17 protein-coding genes are annotated in these 18,242 nt (G+C 58.4%); 8 read left to right on the top strand and 9 right to left on the bottom strand.

Going from position 1 to position 18,242, the window contains the following annotated elements:
* Positions 1–12: 12 nt before the first annotated feature.
* The 3 genes from HKX44_RS03485 to HKX44_RS03475 all read right to left on the bottom strand — a co-directional run bounded on the left by HKX44_RS03485 (position 13) and on the right by HKX44_RS03475 (position 4,316).
* On the bottom strand, positions 13–1,008 hold the full coding sequence (locus tag HKX44_RS03485; RefSeq protein ID WP_276149909.1) for a DctP family TRAP transporter solute-binding subunit: 996 nt from the start codon (positions 1,006–1,008) through the stop codon (positions 13–15).
* A 264-nt stretch (positions 1,009–1,272) separates the two neighbouring features.
* Positions 1,273–2,502: a sigma-54 dependent transcriptional regulator gene (locus HKX44_RS03480; protein ID WP_276149908.1), complete on the bottom strand. Its 1,230-nt coding sequence runs from the start codon at positions 2,500–2,502 to the stop codon at positions 1,273–1,275.
* Positions 2,499–4,316, bottom strand: a complete 1,818-nt coding sequence (locus tag HKX44_RS03475; protein ID WP_276153184.1) for an ATP-binding protein — start codon at positions 4,314–4,316, stop codon at positions 2,499–2,501. Before HKX44_RS03475 ends, HKX44_RS03480 begins: the two co-directional genes overlap by 4 nt.
* Between HKX44_RS03475 and HKX44_RS03470 the strand changes: the two genes are divergently transcribed.
* The gene (locus HKX44_RS03470) at positions 4,315–5,502 is read left to right on the top strand and encodes a cytochrome P450 (protein WP_276149906.1); all 1,188 of its coding nucleotides are present in this window, start codon (positions 4,315–4,317) and stop codon (positions 5,500–5,502) included. The two genes, HKX44_RS03475 and HKX44_RS03470, sit on opposite strands and share 2 nt — an antisense overlap.
* A gap of 221 nt (positions 5,503–5,723) precedes the next feature.
* Here the strand turns inward: HKX44_RS03470 and HKX44_RS03465 are convergent, their stop codons facing one another.
* Entirely contained in the window at positions 5,724–6,185 is a 462-nt protein-coding gene (locus HKX44_RS03465; protein ID WP_276149905.1) for an Lrp/AsnC family transcriptional regulator, read from the bottom strand.
* Positions 6,186–6,327: 142 nt separating this feature from the next.
* On the opposite strand from HKX44_RS03465, the gene cysG reads away from it, so the two are divergent.
* From cysG to HKX44_RS03435, 6 genes are all read left to right on the top strand, one after another.
* Positions 6,328–7,722 (top strand): siroheme synthase CysG, encoded by a 1,395-nt coding sequence (cysG, locus tag HKX44_RS03460; protein ID WP_276149904.1) that lies wholly within the window; start codon positions 6,328–6,330, stop codon positions 7,720–7,722.
* Complete coding sequence (locus HKX44_RS03455) at positions 7,722–8,018, top strand: DUF2849 domain-containing protein (protein ID WP_276149903.1); 297 nt, start codon at positions 7,722–7,724, stop codon at positions 8,016–8,018. Before cysG ends, HKX44_RS03455 begins: the two co-directional genes overlap by 1 nt.
* Positions 8,018–9,694: a nitrite/sulfite reductase gene (locus HKX44_RS03450; protein WP_276149902.1), complete on the top strand. Its 1,677-nt coding sequence runs from the start codon at positions 8,018–8,020 to the stop codon at positions 9,692–9,694. The genes HKX44_RS03455 and HKX44_RS03450 overlap by 1 nt, the downstream gene beginning before the upstream one ends.
* Positions 9,684–10,436 carry a phosphoadenylyl-sulfate reductase gene (locus tag HKX44_RS03445; RefSeq protein ID WP_276149901.1) on the top strand — a complete coding sequence of 251 codons (753 nt, stop codon included), beginning with the start codon at positions 9,684–9,686 and terminating at the stop codon, positions 10,434–10,436. The genes HKX44_RS03450 and HKX44_RS03445 overlap by 11 nt, the downstream gene beginning before the upstream one ends.
* The gene (locus tag HKX44_RS03440; RefSeq protein WP_276149900.1) at positions 10,433–10,834 is read left to right on the top strand and encodes a DUF934 domain-containing protein; all 402 of its coding nucleotides are present in this window, start codon (positions 10,433–10,435) and stop codon (positions 10,832–10,834) included. Before HKX44_RS03445 ends, HKX44_RS03440 begins: the two co-directional genes overlap by 4 nt.
* Before the next feature lie 81 nt (positions 10,835–10,915).
* Positions 10,916–11,764 carry a ferredoxin--NADP reductase gene (locus HKX44_RS03435; RefSeq protein WP_276149899.1) on the top strand — a complete coding sequence of 283 codons (849 nt, stop codon included), beginning with the start codon at positions 10,916–10,918 and terminating at the stop codon, positions 11,762–11,764.
* A 73-nt stretch (positions 11,765–11,837) separates the two neighbouring features.
* Here the strand turns inward: HKX44_RS03435 and HKX44_RS03430 are convergent, their stop codons facing one another.
* On the bottom strand, positions 11,838–12,983 hold the full coding sequence (locus HKX44_RS03430) for a hypothetical protein (protein ID WP_276149898.1): 1,146 nt from the start codon (positions 12,981–12,983) through the stop codon (positions 11,838–11,840).
* A 204-nt stretch (positions 12,984–13,187) separates the two neighbouring features.
* Here HKX44_RS03430 and infC point away from each other — a divergent pair, with 204 nt between their 5' ends.
* Positions 13,188–13,733 carry a translation initiation factor IF-3 gene (infC, locus tag HKX44_RS03425; protein WP_346348173.1) on the top strand — a complete coding sequence of 182 codons (546 nt, stop codon included), beginning with the start codon at positions 13,188–13,190 and terminating at the stop codon, positions 13,731–13,733.
* Between the two features lie 303 nt (positions 13,734–14,036).
* Here infC and HKX44_RS03420 read toward each other — a convergent pair whose 3' ends face one another.
* The 4 genes from HKX44_RS03420 to HKX44_RS03405 all read right to left on the bottom strand — a co-directional run bounded on the left by HKX44_RS03420 (position 14,037) and on the right by HKX44_RS03405 (position 18,227).
* Positions 14,037–14,825 carry a xanthine dehydrogenase family protein subunit M gene (locus HKX44_RS03420; protein WP_276149896.1) on the bottom strand — a complete coding sequence of 263 codons (789 nt, stop codon included), beginning with the start codon at positions 14,823–14,825 and terminating at the stop codon, positions 14,037–14,039.
* Positions 14,826–14,971: 146 nt separating this feature from the next.
* Positions 14,972–17,335 carry a xanthine dehydrogenase family protein molybdopterin-binding subunit gene (locus HKX44_RS03415; protein ID WP_276149895.1) on the bottom strand — a complete coding sequence of 788 codons (2,364 nt, stop codon included), beginning with the start codon at positions 17,333–17,335 and terminating at the stop codon, positions 14,972–14,974.
* Positions 17,336–17,405: 70 nt separating this feature from the next.
* Positions 17,406–17,741, bottom strand: a complete 336-nt coding sequence (locus tag HKX44_RS03410; RefSeq protein WP_276149894.1) for a VOC family protein — start codon at positions 17,739–17,741, stop codon at positions 17,406–17,408.
* Positions 17,742–18,227 (bottom strand): (2Fe-2S)-binding protein, encoded by a 486-nt coding sequence (locus HKX44_RS03405; RefSeq protein WP_276149893.1) that lies wholly within the window; start codon positions 18,225–18,227, stop codon positions 17,742–17,744.
* Positions 18,228–18,242 lie beyond the last annotated feature (15 nt).

Below are 18,242 nucleotides of genomic sequence, written 5' to 3'. Positions count from 1 at the left end.
TGCGTCAAGCACTTAGTGCTTGGCGTTGATCGCCTGTGCCGCGTCGATGTTTTCCTGACCGACATCGCCTTTGAACTCTTCCCAGACCGGCTTCATCGTAGCCACCCAGGCATCACGCTGTGCCGCATCCAATTCACGCACAATACCGCCGGCATCCAGAATGGCTTGCTTGGCTTTGGCGTTCACTGAGGTCGACTCGGAATTGCGCGCCCCGGTGACTTCGGCAACAATGGTCATGAACTGGTCGCGCACATCTGCGTCCAGTGAATCAAGCCAATCGGTTGAGGTGACCAGCAGATAGTCGATGATGCCGTGGTTGGTTTCTGTCACACCATCCTGAACTTCAAAGAACTTTTTGCCATAGATGTTAGACCAGGTGTTTTCCTGCCCATCCACAACGCCGGTTTGCAACGCGCCATATACTTCGGAAAACGCCATCGGCTGGGGTGAGCCACCCATCGCCGCCATCTGTGCTTTCAGCACGTCGGAGTTCTGCACCCGGAACTTAAGGCCGGCCGCATCGGTGGGCAGGTTCAGCGGTTTGTTGGCGGACATCTGTTTCATGCCATTGTGCCAGAACGCCAGCCCCAGCAGGCCGCGACGGGTCATCGCCTCTTTCATCGCCTGACCGGTGTCCGAGTTTTGGAATTCATCCACCGCGTCGATGTTCTTGAACATGAACGGCAGGTCAAAGATACGGAACTTCTTGGTGAACTGTTCGAATTTGGACAGAGATGGTGCCGCCAGCTGAACATCGCCTTGCAGCAACGCTTCCAACACCTGATCATCATTATACAGCGTGGAGTTCGGGAAAACTTCCATGCAGGCTTTGCCATTCATCTCGTCGTTGACGCGCTGTTCCAGCAACGATGCGGCGATGCCTTTGGGGTGTTTGTCTGTGTTGGTCACATGGCTGAACTTGATAACGATCTCGCCATCGTCACAAGCAGCAGCAACTGCGCCAGCGGATACGGTCATAGCCAAAGCGGCCATTGTCAGGAATTTCATGGTGGTCTCCTCCCAGAGTGCAGAATCACTATTTCACAGGCCTTTGCCTGCGCTGCATCTATAAGACTTGGCCAAAGGCTGGCTCACAAGGATGTGTTGACCTTCGGGAAACGAAACAGTTTTGTGAAAACTTTTCAGCACCTTGCCGGCGGAAACTCCGAATTCTGTTGAATGCGCATAAACGGGTTGTGCGATAATCCGCACAGGGCGCGGCGCACTTGTGCGGAAATCCGCACAAATTAGATCATCCGGACTCAGGCGGGATCAGGCGCGAAAATCCTCGGCGCGCAGGCTGTAACGGGCCAGTTTGTCATAAAAGGTCTTGCGCGGTAACTTCAGCGCTTTGGCCGCTGCTGATGCTTGCCCAGCGGACCGCCGCAACGCGGTTTCCAGTAAAGAGCGCTCGATCATAGACATCTGTTCAACCAGTCCAAGCGTCGTGTCTGGCACCACCTCCTGAGGGACACCCATCACGAACCGCATGGCTACAGACATAAGCGAACGCGCATTGCCCGGCCATTCTTTTGCCGTGAGACTGGCAATGACCTCAGGCGTAATTTCGGGAGCGCGCAGCCCCGCCTGCTCGGATGCCTGCGCCACATAACGGCGGAACATCTCGGCAATGTCTTCGGGGCGCTCGGCCAAGGACGGAATGCGCACGCTCAGCGCCTCAAGCCGGTAGTAAAGATCGGCATTAAAACGGCCAGCCTGCATTTCGGCCTTCAGGTCACGGGTGTTGCCCGCCACCAGACAAACCCCCTTCGGCCCCTCATGCCCTTCGCTCAGCACAAGCTGCACCTGCGCGGGCAGATGCGAAATCTCATCAATGAACAGGCTACCGCCCTCGGCCTCTTGTAAGGCCAGACGCAATATTTCCGGCGTCATCCCGGCGGCTGCGTGTTTCACAAAGGCCGCCTTGGAACGCGGTGAACTCAGGTGAATGACCTCGGCCACTTTGGAAATACCCGACCCGGGTGCCCCGGTGACCAGCGCGTCCCCCTCGGCCTGTGCAACCAGCCGCACCTGACGGCGCAGCGTTTCTGCCAGCTCTGAGGTGCCAAAAACCATCCGCGCCGCTGGATCACCGGTTTCGACCAGCTGGCGCAATCGGCGGTTATCTAACGCCAGCGCACGTGTATGCAGCGCATGTTCCAGCACCGCAATCAATTCCGCTGGCGCACAGGGTTTTTCAAGAAACCCAAAGGCCCCCTTTGCCATGGCGGCCACGGCCATCGGTATATCGCCTTCACCAGTCAGCAAGATCACCGGCAAATCGCGGTCCTGCGCATGGGCGTATTCTAACAGATGAAACCCATCCCGCCCCGGCATCCGCATGTCTGACAGGATCACCCCATCAAAATCCGCTGTGATCCGGTCCTTGGCCGCAACAAAGGACCCCGCCGCAATGGTCGGGATATCCGCCAACTCAAGCGTCTGGGCCAAGGCTTCGCGTACTGCCGCGTCGTCATCCACCAACAGAACGGTCCGCGTCATGCCGCCTGCGCCTTGGCTGTTGCCGCTTCAAGTGTCACTGTAAACACTGCCCCGCTCCCCTCCTGATTGGCCCCGCGGATCTGGCCGCCAAAGCTTTGAACGATGCCATAGCTGATCGACAGGCCCAACCCCATGCCGCTTTTTTCATCTACTGTTTTGGTGCTGTAGAAGGGATCGAACACTTTGTCGGGCATTTCAATCCCCGGTCCTGTATCCCGAAACGCCACGCTGACCACATCGCCCTGACGCCGCGCCTCGACCTGTAGCGCCCGCGTGGCGCTGCCGGCCATCGCGTCCACCGCATTGGTAATCAGGTTCACAAAGACCTGCCCCAGCCGCACCTCGCCGCCGCGCACCCAAATGTCGCGCCCCGTGGCGTCCCACTCCAGCGTGACCCCCGCCGCTTCGCGGTGGCTTTGTGTCAGGTCCAGCGCCGATTGCAACACTTTGTGCAGATCGACGCGGTCCTGCGCGATGTCCTCCTGCCGCGCAAAGGCCCGCAGGTTCTGGATGATCCGCGCCATCCGTTGGCTCATTTCTGAAATCCGCGTCAGGTTTTCTCCCGCCCGTTCCGGCTTGCCCCGCTCCATAAACTGAACAGCGTTTTCAGCAAATGACCGGATCGCCATCAAGGGCTGGTTCAACTCGTGACTGATGCCCGCCGACATCTGGCCAAGGGCGCTTAACTTGCCCGCCTGCACCAGATCGTCCTGCGCTTGCCGCAATGCCACCTGCGCCGCCTCACGCACGGCGGCCTCCGCGACCAGCTTGTCGTTGGTCTCGCGCAGGGCTTCGGTGCGTTTGGCCACCCGCGCCTCCAGTTCCTGATTTGCCGCTGCCAGCGTGCGCCGCCGTTCAGAGGCAAGAAACAACAAGGATCCAAAGGCCAGACACAGGGCGGCCACCGCCGCCGCCTGAGAGAACGCCAGCGCGCGGGTTTGTGAGACATCCAGCAAAACCTCGCCTGTCATCCCGATCACCGGCAGCTCTTGGGTCAGATGCAAGGCTTCGCCCGGCAAATAGGGCCCCCAGCCCAATTGCCAAACCTCGTGTGGTCCCACCATCCGGGCACTAAACGCCGGTGCGCTTCCCGTTGGCGGGATCAACCCAGCGGCCCCAGCCGGTCGTTTCCAGAACAATAGCTCGGTACGGTTCGCAATATAGACCTCTCCCGCGGTATCGGTAAAAAACGCCGCCGGATTGGTGCCACGCCAATTATAGTCGATGCCGTTCAAATCAGTGACCACCACCACAGCACCCTGCACCTTGCCAGCCGGATCGAAAATCGGCGCGGCGTGGAAAAATGCCCGCTGTGTCAAAGGGTCTGCTGGCCCATGGCCCCAGCCCAATGCCCCGCGCAGCGCCCGTTTGACAAACCGGTACTGCCCCGGGTCAGCCGGGCTTTTGCCTGAGGCCGAGGCCACAACGCGCCCTTGGGCAGAGAGGACCAACACATCAAGTGCAGCTGATTGATCTGCAACCTCGACCAGCACATCGCGGGTCCCATCCGTGCCCCCAAACCGCGCAGCGGTGCCGATCACCGGGTGATCCGCCATAAGCACCGCCAAATCGCGGTACCGCTGCAACTGCCCTACCAGCCGATCCCCCGCAAGCGCCAGATCCGCCTGCCCGCGTGCGGCAAGCTGGTCCAGCCCCTGATCATAGGCATAACGCCAAACGCCAGCCGCAAGCACCAGCACAATGGCCAAAAATGCCAGCACCAAAAGCGCACGTTGTTTGATCCCGTATCTCATCGCGCCAGTTTGCACATGCTCCCTTGCAAAGGCCAGTCCCCTGCGGTTTGGGTAAACCATGCACCATCTTTCGCTTTCCCCGCTCGATCCCGACTTTGTACAAAACCCCTATGCCGCCTACGATCGCGCCCGCGCGGCTGGACCTGTGGTGTATTGGCAGGACTACGCGATGTATGCGGCCTTTAATGCGCAGACCGTGCAAGCGCTGCTGCGCGACCGCCGGTTGGGCCGCGAAAAACCCGCCCATCTGCGCCAACCCGTACCGGATCACCTGCGCGATTGGGCAAAGGTCGAAGCGCACTCCTTGCTCGATATGGAACCGCCAGGCCATACGCGTCTGCGCGGGCTTGTTCTGCGGGCCTTCACCTCGCGCCGCATCGCCTGCCTTGGCCCGGATATTGCGGCAGTCACCCAAGAACTGCTGAGCAATCTTCCGAAACAACCTTTTGATCTAATTCCCGCCTTTTGCACGCAATTGCCCGTGCGCATCATTGCGCGGCTATTGGGGGTGCCAGAAGAAATATCTGACGATCTGCTGCGCTGGTCAAATGCGATGGTGGCGATGTATCAAACAGGTCGCACCCGCGACATCGAAGTCGCCGCCAATCAGGCCAGTGCTGATTTCACCAACTTTCTGACATGCTACATCGACAAGCGTCGTTCCGATCCGCGGGACGATTTAATTACCCAATTGATCGCCGCCGAAGAAGACGGTGAAAAGCTCTCCACGGATGAATTGATCGGCACCTGTATCCTGTTGTTGAACGCCGGCCATGAGGCCACGGTCCATAGTCTTGGCAATGCCGTGAAATGCCTGCTGGAAAATGACACTCCGCTCACGTCCCTTGCCCCTGATCACATCGCTGCCACAGTTGAAGAATTGCTGCGCTTTGATCCGCCGCTGCATCTGTTCACCCGCTTTGCCTACGAAGACATCCAGCTGGGTGACATCACCCTGCCCAAGGACGCCGAAATCGCGCTAGTCCTTGGGGCCGCAGGGCGCGACCCCGCCCTCTATGACGCGCCGCACCGGTTCGACCCCACACGCCCAGCCAAGCCACACGCGGCCTTTGGCGGCGGGCTGCATTTTTGCGTCGGTGCCCCGCTGGCAAGGTTGGAATTGCAAATCGCCCTGCCCGCCCTCTTTGCGCATATGCCGCATATGCAGATGGCGGAAACCCCGTGCTACGCAATGTCCTATCATTTCCACAAACTGGACCAGCTGATTATCAACCCGCGATTCTGATCGGGGTCAAGGATCGCGCGAGCGACCGCGCCTGCGCGGCTTGTCCTTGAGGCCGGTCGGAATCGTAGCCAGCCTTGCAACAGGTCGTTTAGGACACAAAGTGCCCTAAACACCTTCTCAGCAACTTCCCAACCATTTCCACAAGATACAACCCCGCACCGGTGGGCTCAGGTCCGCTCCACCCACCAAGAATGCAGTCGCGCGTCGGCGCGTCCTTTGGATCACAAAGGTAGAACCACCGTCGACTTGATTTCCTCCATCGACAAAAGCGCCGTCACATTATGCACCCGCACCTCTGATATCAGCGCCTGATAGAACACATCATAGGCCCGCGCGTTCTTGACCCGCACCTTTAGTATGTAATCAATATCCCCCGCCAGACGATGCGCTTCCTGCACTTCTGGCCGGTCTTTGAGCGCCTGCAAAAACCGCGCCTGCCAGCCGGCATCATGTTCCGATGTCCGGATCAAGACAAAGAAACAAGCCTCAAAACCCAAGGCCTCGGCGTCCAGCATCACGGTCTGCTGGCCGATCACACCAGCCTCTTTCAATTTGCGAATCCGGTTCCAGACCGGCGTCTTGGAAGACCCGACATTCTTGGCGATTTCATCCAGGGACTGGCTGGCATCCCGTTGCAGCTCCGCCAAAATCTTCCGATCCGTCTCGTCTATTCGGACGCTCATTCCAATTTCCTTCCGGTACAGGGTCAAATGTTCTTCTGCGCGGGCCATCCAGAACGAACGTCCTTATCAACACAGGCATCTGGCGCAATATCGGGAATATTTCCTATATTGCAACTCAGAAATCAACGAATGGCAGGCCCACATGGATCACTTCCCAATCTTCCTCGCAACCACAGGCCGTCGCATTGTCCTGTCGGGCGGTGGCGACGCGGCATTGGCCAAACTGCGCCTGCTGATGAAGACCACAGCCCGCCTGACGGTTTTTGCCGCCACGCCGGCACCGGAAATCACCAGTTGGGCCGCCAGCGGCAAGCTGACATTGGTGCGCCGCGCCTTTGATCACGGCGACACGATCTGCGCTGCGCTGTTTTACGCGGCCAATGAAGATGCCGCCGAAGACAAACGCACCGCTGCCATCGCCCAGGCCGAAGGCGCACTGGTGAATATCGTCGATAATCTGGCCGACAGCCAGTTTATCACCCCCGCCATTGTGGACCGCGATCCGGTGACCATCGCCATTGGCACCGAAGGGGCGGCACCCGTGTTGGCCCGCGCAATCAAGGCCGATCTGGAGGAACGCCTGCCCGCCAGCCTTGGCACCCTTGCCCGTATCGGCAAGGCGTTTCGGGCGGCCTCTTATGCGCTGCCCTTTGGCCGTGCGCGACGCGACTTCTGGCGGGATTATTATTTCAACGCCGGCCCCAAGGCGATTAGTGAAGGCGAAGATCGGGTGCAACCCGCGCTTGACGCGCTGCTGAACACCCATCTGAGCAAAACCGCCCGCGCCGGTCATGTGGCCTTTGTCGGCGGTGGACCGGGCGATCCCGAGTTGCTGACGCTTAAGGCGCGGCGCGCCTTGGATGAGGCCGATGTGGTGATCTATGACCGGTTGATCTCGCCTGAGATCCTTGAACTGGCACGGCGCGAGGCGCTGATGATTGATGTCGGCAAAGAAGGGTTTGGCCCCTCGACCTCTCAGGACACCATCAACGACCTGTTGGTGGAACACGCGTTAAGCGGCGCGCAGGTTGTGCGCTTGAAATCCGGCGACGCCACTGTCTTTGGCCGTTTAGACGAAGAAATCGACGCCGTCGATGCACACCAAATCAGCTGGCACATCGTTCCGGGTATCACCTCAGCCTCTGCGGCGGTGGCCTCCATCGGGCAAAGCCTGACGCGACGGGGGCGCAATGCCTCGGTCCGCTTCCTGACCGGCCATGACATGAAAGGTTTTGCCGATCACGACTGGGCCCAGCTGGCCCGCAAGGACGAAGTCGCCGCAATCTATATGGGCAAAAAATCTGCACGTTTTGTGCAGGGCCGCCTGATGATGCACGGGGCCGACCGTGCCACGCCGGTCACTGTGATTGAAAACGCGTCCCGCCCCGAGCAGCGGATTCTCGAAACCACCCTTGCACGCATGGCCGACGACATCACCGATGCCGCCATGACCGGCCCCGCCCTGACCTTCTACGGCCTTGCGCCCCGCGCCGCAGCCGTTGCCGCAACAGACATCAAACTTGAGGAGATGGCATAATGCCAAAACCCTTCACCCCCAAAGTCATCACCGCCAATGCCCTGTTGGAAGGCGATGTAATCTATCTGGCCGACAATGGCTGGACCCGCCAGTTGGCGCAGGCCGAAGTTCTGACCGATGAGGCCCACGCCGATCTGCGCATGATCGAAGCCGCGGCCCAGACCGATGCCGTTGTCGGTGTCTATCTTGCCGATGTTGCCCTTGAGGGTGACACGCCGGTGCCAACCCATTTTCGTGAAGATTTCCGCGCCCGTGGCCCCTCCAACTATGCCCACGGCAAACAGGAGCAATTCTGATGTACCACTACACCGATTTCGACGATGCATTCCTCAAGGAACGCAACGCCCAGTTCCGCGCACAGGTCGAGCGCCGCATTGACGGGTCCCTGACAGAAGACGAATTCAAACCGCTGCGGCTGATGAACGGCCTCTACCTGCAACTGCATGCCTATATGTTACGGGTGGCCATTCCTTATGGCACGCTGAACAGCCGTCAGATGGACACTTTGGCGATGATTGCGGATAAGTGGGACAAGGGTTATGGCCATTTCACCACGCGCCAGAACATCCAGTACAACTGGCCTGAACTGCGCGATGTGCCGGATATGCTGGACGCATTGGCCGCTGTAGACATGCACGCCATCCAGACTTCGGGCAACACGATCCGCAACGTGACGGCAGACCATTTCGCCGGTGCCGCCGCGGATGAAGTGGCTGATCCGCGCCCCGTGGCCGAATTGATCCGCCAATGGTCCACCGATCACCCGGAATTTCAGTTCCTGCCGCGCAAGTTCAAGGTTGCCGTCACCGGAGCGGAGGCTGATCGCGCCGTGATCAAGGCCCATGACATCGGGTTGCGTATCGTCAAACGGGATGACGAAATCGGCTACGAAGTTGTCATTGGTGGCGGGCTTGGCCGCACCCCGATGATCGGCAAAGTGCTTTATGATTTTGTATCGGCCGAAGACCTGCTGCCCACCCTTGAAGCAATTGTTTCGGTTTATAACCTGTTGGGACGGCGCGATAATAAGTACAAAGCGCGGATCAAGATCACCGTGCATGAAAACGGCATTGAAGACATCCGCGCCCGTGTTGACGCACGGTATGCGCTGATCCGTGACCAGTTCACCGGCATTGACCAGCAGATGCTGGCCCGCATTGAATCGGATTTCGCGCAGCCCAGCTTTCGCAAGGCTGACGTCACCCCATATCACAACACATATCAGCACGACCCGCTGTTTCGCAGCTGGGCCGATACCAATCTGGCCGACCACCGGAACCCCGATTATGCCATCGTTTCGATCTCGCTCAAGGCGCACGGCAAAACGCCGGGGGATGCAACATCGCGCCAGATGCGTCTGATGGCACAGATTGCCAAACGCTATGGCCATGACGAATTGCGCATCAGCCACGAGCAAAATGTGATCCTGCCGCATGTTCACAAAGGGGACTTGCCCAGCGTCTATTATGCGCTCAAGGCCGAAGGGCTGGGCACTGCCAACATCGGATTGATTTCCGACATCATCGCCTGCCCCGGCATGGACTATTGCGCCCTTGCAACGGCCCGGTCGATCCCGATCGCACAGGAAATTGCCACCCGCTTTGATGCGTTGAAGCTGGAGCATGAAGTTGGGCCGCTGAAGATCAAAATCTCCGGCTGCATCAACGCCTGTGGTCACCACCATGTCGGGCATATCGGTATCCTTGGACTGGACCGCGCCGGGGTGGAAAATTACCAGATCACGCTGGGCGGGGACGGCACCGAAGATGCCACCATTGGCGAGCGCGCTGGCCCAGGGTTCTCTGCCGAGGAAATCATTCCAGCGGTGGAACGTATCGTTCTGGCCTATCTCGATCTGCGTAACGATCCCGCGGAAGAGTTCCTGCAAACCTACCGCCGGCTTGGCCTCGCCCCCTTCAAGGCCGCGCTCTATCCCGAAGCAGCACAGAAAGTGCGTGAAAATGCCGCTTGATGATCCAAACCTCCCCCCTGCGCCCAAAGCGCAGGTGGCCCGGCTGAACGTCCAGATGCGCCACCACGCGGCGCATGACGTGATGCGCACGGCGGTCGGCTCTGTGCCCAATCTTGCGCTGGTCTCCAGCTTTGGCGCAGAGTCTGTGGCGCTGTTGCATTTGGCCTCTCGGGTGAAAAAGGACCTGCCAGTCCTGTTCATCGACACCGAAATGCTGTTTCCCGAAACGCTGGCCTATCAGCGCGACGTGGCGGTTAAACTGGGCCTGACGCGGATCAAAGTGATCAAATCCGCCGATATCGCGACCCATGACCCTGACGGGATGTTGCACAAAACCGATACAGATGCCTGCTGCGCCCTGCGCAAGACCGGCCCGTTGCAGGCCGCGCTGAACGGATTTGACGGCTGGATCACCGGGCGTAAACGCTTTCAGTCCGGCACCCGTGCGCAGTTGCCGCACTTTGAAACCGAGGCAACAAAAGACGGTTCCGGGACACGGATCAAGGTGAACCCGCTGGCATTCTGGGCCGCTGAGGACGTCCAACACTATATCGAAGAAAACAACCTGCCGCGTCATCCATTGGTCGCGCAGGGGTATCCATCTATCGGCTGTGCCCCCTGCACCTCGCCTGTTGCCCCGGGAGAAGACCCGCGCGCAGGCCGCTGGCGTAACCAATCCAAAGAAGAATGCGGCATTCATTTCGTGGATGGCAAAGCCGTCCGCACAGGAGCATCAACATGACACAACTGATCAACGACACCGGTTTCATCCCCGACGACTGGCCCCACGGTTTCTGCGCCGCAGGGGCGGCAAACGACTGCCGTGCCCTTGATCTGCCATCGGACACCCAGCCCGAAGAGGTGGACCTGCAACCCAGCATCGAAATGATCCGCATTGATTTTCCGTCCTCAGCGGACGGGCGCGGTTTCACCATTGCACGCGCCCTGCGTCTGCGCGGATATACCGGACGGTTGCGTGCGAAAGGTCACGTCATCGCCGATCAATACGCCATGGCGCGGCGGTCCGGGTTTGACGAGGTCGAAGTCAACGATGAAATCGCCGCCCGTCAACCCGCTGATCAATGGCAGTTTCGCGCAAATTGGCAGGAACACAACTACCAGTCGCGCCTGCGCGGCTGACATGTCGCACTTGTAAACGTTGCCTCCACCGCATTTCTGATCTAAAAGAGGAGTACACATTTCATATGTGTACTAATGAACATGACCGAGCAGTCCCCAGTGAATACCCAAACCGCAAAATCCGTTCCCACCCTGCCCGATGCCCAGACCGTTACCGCGGTAAAACATTGGACCGACAGGCTTTTTTCTTTCCGCGTCACACGACCGGCGACGATGCGCTTCCGGTCCGGTGAATTTGTGATGATCGGCCTGATGGGCGATCCGCACCCCGAAACCGGCAAGCAAAAGCCTCTGCTGCGGGCCTATTCTATCGCCTCGCCGGCGTGGGATGATGAACTGGAGTTCTACTCCATCAAGGTGCAAGACGGTCCTTTGACGTCAAAGCTTCAACATATTCAGGTCGGCGATCAGATTATCCTGCGGCCCAAACCTGTGGGCACGCTGGTGCATGATGCCCTGCTGCCTGGTAAACGCATCTGGTTCTTTGCAACCGGCACCGGTTTTGCACCTTTTGCTTCGCTGCTGCGCGAACCGGAAACCTATGAAAACTATGACGAAGTGATCGTCACTCACACCTGCCGGGATGTGAATGAACTGGAATACGGGCGCAAATTGATCGAAGATCTTCAAGCCGACGAGATGATGCATGAATTGATCGGCAAAGAGAACCTTGCCAAGATCCGCTATTACCCGACCACTACCCGCGAAGAGAGCCCTAAGATGGGCCGGATCACAACCCTGTTGCAAGACGGCACAGTGTTTCGCGATCTGGGGATCGATGGCATTTCCGTTGAAACAGACCGCGCGATGGTCTGTGGTAGTCTTGCGTTCAACAAGGATATTCTGGCCATCCTTGAAGGGTTCGGTCTTGAAGAAGGGGCAAACTCTGACCCCAAGCATTTCGTGATCGAAAAAGCGTTTGTCGGGTAAGCCAACCTACAGAAACGAAAAAACCCGCGCCTGTTAACCGGACGCGGGTTTTATTTTGCCTTGGCCTTAGAACTTACATGTTCAGGGCTTCGCGAATCTTATCCAATGCCGCCTTAAGCAGTTCGGGATTGTCCTGCGCTGATTTCAGACCTTTGGTCAGCAGAGTTTTCTGCACCGCGCCAAGTTCGGACCCTTCGACCATCTCGGTCACCTTATCCAGGTCGAACCCGTCAACACTCAACAACTGCTCAACCATAGAGGCCTCTGCCGCTGTTTCGGTGCCTTCGGCCACTGCATTTGCAGCTTCTTCAAGCTCCGCCGCCGTTGCGGTCTGCGCGTCGGTGGCAGCTTCGGTTGCTGTGTCAGCTGTTGCATCTGCCGCTTCAGTAGCTGTCTCAGTCGCCGCTTCCGTCGCTTCAGTTGCAGTTTCCGTCGCCGCATCTACCGCTTCCGTTGCGGTCTCTGTCGCTGCGTCAGCTGCATTGCTTGCCGCTTCAGCTGTCGCATTTGCCGCATCCGTTGCAGTCTCAGTCGCCGCATCTACCGCTTCGGCTGCGGTCTCTGTCGCTGCGTCAGCTGCATTGCCTGCCGCTTCGGCTGTCGCATTTGCCGCATCCGTTGCAGTTTCAGTCGCTGCATCTACCGCTTCGGCTGCGGTCTCTGTCGCTGCGTCAGCTGCATTGCCTGCCGCTTCGGCTGTCGCATTTGCCGCATCCGTTGCAGTTTCTGTCACCGCATCTACCGCTTCGGCTGCGGTCTCTGTCGCTGCGTCAGCTGCATTGCCTGCCACTTCGGCTGTCGCATTTGCCGCATCCGTTGCAGTTTCTGTCACCGCATCTACCGCTTCGGCTGCGGTCTCTGTCGCTGTGTCAGCTGCATTGCTTGCCGCTTCGCCTGTCGCATTTGCCGCGTCAGCCACACCATCAACCGCTTCTTCTGTTGCCTCTGCGACAGCATTGGCCGCATCGCTGGCAGCTTCGGTTGTGGCAGCAACCGCATCGCTGGCAGCTTCGCTTGTCGCTTCAACTGCATCAGCAACGGTTTCCTTAGCGGCTTCAGCCACATCACCAGCGGCTTCTGATGCCGCTTCCAGCGCTGCCGGTGCATTCACCGCATCAGAGGCTTCACTGACCATCTCTGCCGGCGTTTTACCCGAAAACAACATATAGCCGACGCCGGCCACGATGGCAGCAACAACGATCCAAACCAGATTCTTCATATTTTAACCCTCAAGTTTCTTTATGCTACCCGCCATCAACAGACACCGGGCCGCTTACCGGTGAAATGCGCAACTGCGGCGCGAGGCGCAAGGGGGAATAAATCAACCCACACCCCCTTGCCGGCATTTAGCGGCTTGAAGAAGCCGCCCGTCACAGTTACTTTACGGCGTTGATAGATCGTGAATAATCAAAGGACCACCACCATCGCTCGCAGACCACATAATGCGCCGCCGCAACGAGACACCGGCCCGCGCGTCAATGATAACATCCGTTCACATGAAATTCGCCTGATTGGTGCCGATGGCGAGAACGTCGGCGTTGTTACGCCTGTACGTGCTATGGAAATGGCCGAAGACGCCGGACTTGATCTGGTGGAAATTTCGCCAAACGCCAATCCGCCCGTCTGCAAGATCATGGACTTCGGCAAGTTCAAATATGAAACGCAGAAACGCGAAGCCGAAGCCCGCAAAAAGCAGAAAATCATCGAGATTAAAGAGGTCAAGTTCCGTCCAAACACGGATACCAATGACTACGAAGTCAAGATGCGCAATGTGTACAAATTTCTGGAGAACGGCGACAAGGTCAAGATCACCCTGCGTTTCCGGGGCCGCGAGATGGCGCACCAGAATTTGGGGCGCGAGCTGCTGGAACGTGTTGCAGAAGACACCAAAGAACACGGCCGCGTAGAGAACTTTCCGAAAATGGAAGGCCGCCAGATGGTCATGCTCATCGGACCGTTGCCGAAATAACCAAGCGCGGGTCTTCTCATCGCTCCCTCAAGGGGAACCTAGAGCGTCCCGCGTTAAACATGAATCGCTTGTTCCCTGCCTCTCGCTTTGGTCGAACGCGAAAAGCGGTTATGATGGCTCAGGTTAAGGGCGAGACGCTTTAATATGTCAAAAGCCCCTGTCGGAATTTACCGGCAGGGGCTTTTGCTTTCAGGGCACCTTCGAGGCAAGCAGGGACTGCCCCCTCGCCTTATACATGGCCCCCTCAAGTTGGACCGCTACGCCCCTTGCGGGACATAGTCTTGAATCCCACAGGAGAACGGGTCAGCCGATGGCGGCAACCGCGCGCTTGGTCATGACATTGACCAGATGTGCGCGATACGCCCCGGTGCCATGCAGATCACTGATCATTTCGGACGCATCCGCCTTCACACCATTCAGAGCATCAGCCGAGAAATCCGCGGCCAAGGCGGTCTCTGCCTCAGTCCAGCGGAACACACCGTTGTTAGACGCACCTGTCACTGCAACACGTAAACCATCGCTGAACTTCGCAACAAACACCGCCACCAAAGGAAACCGCGAGGCCGGCTGGATCATCTTTTCGTAATGCGCCGCCTGCGGCACCGGAAAGTTCACCCCGGTCACAATCTCACCCTCATCCAACGCAGTCTCGAACATGCCAAGGAAATAGTCATCCGCAGCAATCTCGCGCTGGTTGGTCACAACGGTCGCGCCACTGCCCAGAACCGCCGCTGGATAACAGGCCGATGGATCGTTATTCGCAACAGACCCGCCAATAGTGCCGCGGTTGCGCACAGCCGGATCACCGATCCGCGCGGCCAGCCCCGCAAGTGCCGGATAATGCGCCGCAGCCTCCCGCGCGACCGCCGCATGCGTGGTTCCGCCCCCCACAGACAGCAGGCCATCTGCCATAGAGACACCTTTCATCTCTTCGATCCCGCCAAGCGAAACCAGAACCGAAGGGGCCGCCAGCCGCGCTTTCAGCGTCGGAATCAAGGTCTGCCCGCCGGACATTGGCTGCGCCTCGTCCCGCCCCATCGCGGCAACCGCTTCTGCAACGGTGCTTGGTCGTTCAACATCAAAGTTATACATCTTTTACCCTTTCCACCGGGATGGCGCTCCATTTGTCGCGCAGCCCCCGCTTCATCTTGCCTTTAAACTCATCTCGCGCTTGCGCGACACAGACATCACATAAATCGGCGCCGGTGCGACGACATCCCGCCGCCGCACCATACCCCTTACCCATTCATCGCAGCCCAAACCCGGGCGGGCGACACCGGCATATCAATGTGTTTCACATCATGCCCGCCTGATCGCATCGCGTTGATCACCGCATTCACCACCGCAGGTGGCGATCCGATGGCTCCGGCCTCACCACAACCCTTCACCCCCAAAGGGTTATGCGTGCAAGGTGTTTGACAGGAATGATCCACGTCATAAAACGGCAAGTCGGACGCGCGCGGCATTGCATAATCCATATAGGATGCGCTCAGCAACTGCCCCTCCTCATCATAGGCACAGTTTTCCAGCAGGGCCTGTCCAACCCCCTGTGCAATCCCGCCATGTACCTGACCTGTCACAATCATCGGGTTGATAATATTGCCAAAATCATCCGCCGCCGAGAACCGCTCAATGCTCACCTGACCGGTATCTGGGTCCAGCTCCACCTCGCAGGCATAAGCACCGGACGGGTAGGTAAAGTTGGCCGGATCATAAAAGGCTGTCTCCTCCAGCCCCGGTTCGATGTCATCCAGCGGATAATTATGCGGCACATAAGCCGCAAGGGTCACATCCCCCCAAGCCACGGATTTATCCGTGCCCGCCACTGAAAACGCGCCATCCTTCAGCTCGATATCCCCCTCAGAGGCTTCCAGCAAATGCGAGGCGATCTTCTTGGCCTTGGCAATGATCTTTTCCGTGGCGCGCACCATGGCGGACCCACCGACCGCAATCGAACGTGATCCATAGGTGCCCATGCCCATCGGTACTTTCGAGGTGTCGCCATGAACAATATCGATCATGCTTTCGTCGATGCCGATCATCTCGGCCACCACTTGGGCAAAAGAGGTTTCATGCCCCTGCCCGTGGGAATGCGACCCGGTCATCACAACCAACCCGCCGGTGGCGTTCACCCGTACGGTTGCGCTTTCATAAAGCCCCGCTCGCGCGCCCAACTGCCCGACAAGGTTGCTGGGCGCAATGCCACAAGCCTCGATATAGCAATTTACCCCAAAGCCGCGCAGCTTGCCTTTGGCCTCTGACGCCTTGCGCCGCGCCTCAAAGCCGGAAAGATCAGCCATCTCTTCCAGCTTGTCCATGGTCGCCACATAGTCACCTGTATCGTATTCCACCGCCACAGGCGTGGCATAGGGGAATTCGGTGATAAAGTTCTGTCGGCGCAGGGCAATCGGATCAACACCCAACTCATGCGCGGCCATATCCACCAGACGTTCCAGCTGATAGGTCGCTTCGGGGCGCCCCGCACCGCGGTACGCATCCACCGGCACCGTATTGGTAAACACCGCCTTCACATTCACATAGATCAGTGGCGTCTTGTAGTTACCTGCCATCAAGGTGCCATGCAGCCATGTGGGCACAGAGGGCGCAAAGGTCGACAGATAAGCCCCCATATTGGCGTAAGTATCTGTGCGCAAAGCAGTAAAGTTATTCTCTGCATCCAGCGCCAATTCAATCTTGGTCACATGGTCACGGCCATGAGCGTCCGAAACAAAGGCCTCTGAGCGGGTTGAAGTCCATTTTACCGGACGGTTGACCGCCTTGGCGGCAAAGGTGCAAAACGCTTCTTCCTGATAGTGGAAAATCTTAGTGCCGAAACCACCGCCCACATCGGGGGCCACCACGCGCAGCTTATGTTCCGGGATGCCCAATACAAAGGCCCCCATCAATAGGCGGATCACATGTGGATTCTGGCTGGTCGTGTACAGCGTATGTTCACCATCCGAGCGGTCAAAATCACCAATCGCCACGCGCGGTTCCATCGGATTGGCAACCAACCGGTTGTTGGTCAGCTCAAGCGTGGTGACATGGGCGGCTTTTTCAAATGCCTCATCCACAGCCCCCTTGTTCTCTTCGACAAACCCCCAGTCATAACACAGGTTTCCGGGCAGTTCGTCATGCACTTTCGGCGCGCCGTCTTTGACCGCGTCTTTCATGTTCACCACCGCGGGCAACTCGGCGATATCCACTTCAATCGCTTCCGCGGCATCGCGCGCCTGCGCCAGCGTCTCGGCGACAACAGCTGCAATCGGTTCACCGACATGACGCACCTTGCCATGGGCCAGCACCGGATGTTTGGGTTCATGCATCGGGTCACCGTGTTTGTCGGTCACCTGCCAGCCGCAGGGCATACCGCCGATTTCCACAAAATCCGCACCGGTGAAAATCTGCACCACACCGGGCATCTCAGCCGCCGCAGAGGTATCCACCTTTGTCAGTGTGCCATGTGCCACATCAGAGCGCAGAAAATGCACATATGCCTGTCCCCGCATGTTGATATCGTCAGTGTATTTACCATTTCCGGTCAAAAACCGAACGTCTTCGCGCCGCTTGCTGCTGGCACCAATTCCGCCGTCCTTAGGCATGTTTTTTCCTCCCTATGTGGTGGGCTTTACCCACCCTACGCAGTCCTAGGTGGGTGAAACCCACGCGTCGTTACCTTGTCTCCTGATGCAATCCAAACCGCACACCGCGCGGGTCGCTGCAGGTGGCAAAGCGGCCAAAACCGGGGGCATCCGCGATCTCTCCCATCAGGGTGCCCCCCGCCTGTTTGACCTCTGCCACCTTGGCCTCGATGTCCTCCACAGCCAGATAGGGCACCATGCAGGGAGAGGCCTCTTCGTGCATCCCGACCTTGCGTGCCCCATCGGTGAAAAACCCCGCCGCCCCCGTGCCCATGCTTTCCCAAGCCCAGCCCATGACCTCCTGAAAGAACGCCGCAGTGACGTCCCGGTTGTCGGTGCCGATCTCGATGAAATCCGGGCCTGTCACCTATTCAGCCGCAATCGCGCTGACGTCCTGACCGGATGCAGCCATGATTGCCTTAACGATGTTGTGATACCCTGTGCAGCGGCAGATATTGCCGTCCAGATAGTGACGCACCTCCGCCTCACTGGGTTTGGGGTTCTCTTTCAACAAGGCAGCTGCGGACATCACCATACCCGGCGTGCAGAAACCGCATTGCAGCCCATGATGGTCCTGAAACGCCTGCTGGATCACGTTCAGCGATCCATCTGCGTCTGCCTGACCTTCGATGGTGTCGACATTCGCGCCATCAGCCTCAATCGCAAGCATGGTACAGGCTTTGACCGCCTCACCGTTCACATGTACCACACAAGCACCGCACTGGCTGGTGTCACAACCGATATGGGTACCGGTAAGCCCCTGATCTTCCCGCAAGAACTGCGCCAGAAGCGTGCGGCCTTCGACCTCGCCCGATGCTGCCTTGCCATTCACGGTCATTTTGACCTGTGTCATATCACCCTCCCTTGG

The organism is Sulfitobacter sp. M05 (assembly GCF_029285175.1).
Taxonomy (GTDB): domain Bacteria; phylum Pseudomonadota; class Alphaproteobacteria; order Rhodobacterales; family Rhodobacteraceae; genus Sulfitobacter.
Note: the sequence above shows the minus strand (reverse complement) of the source record. Positions and strands in the feature narration are given on the sequence as shown.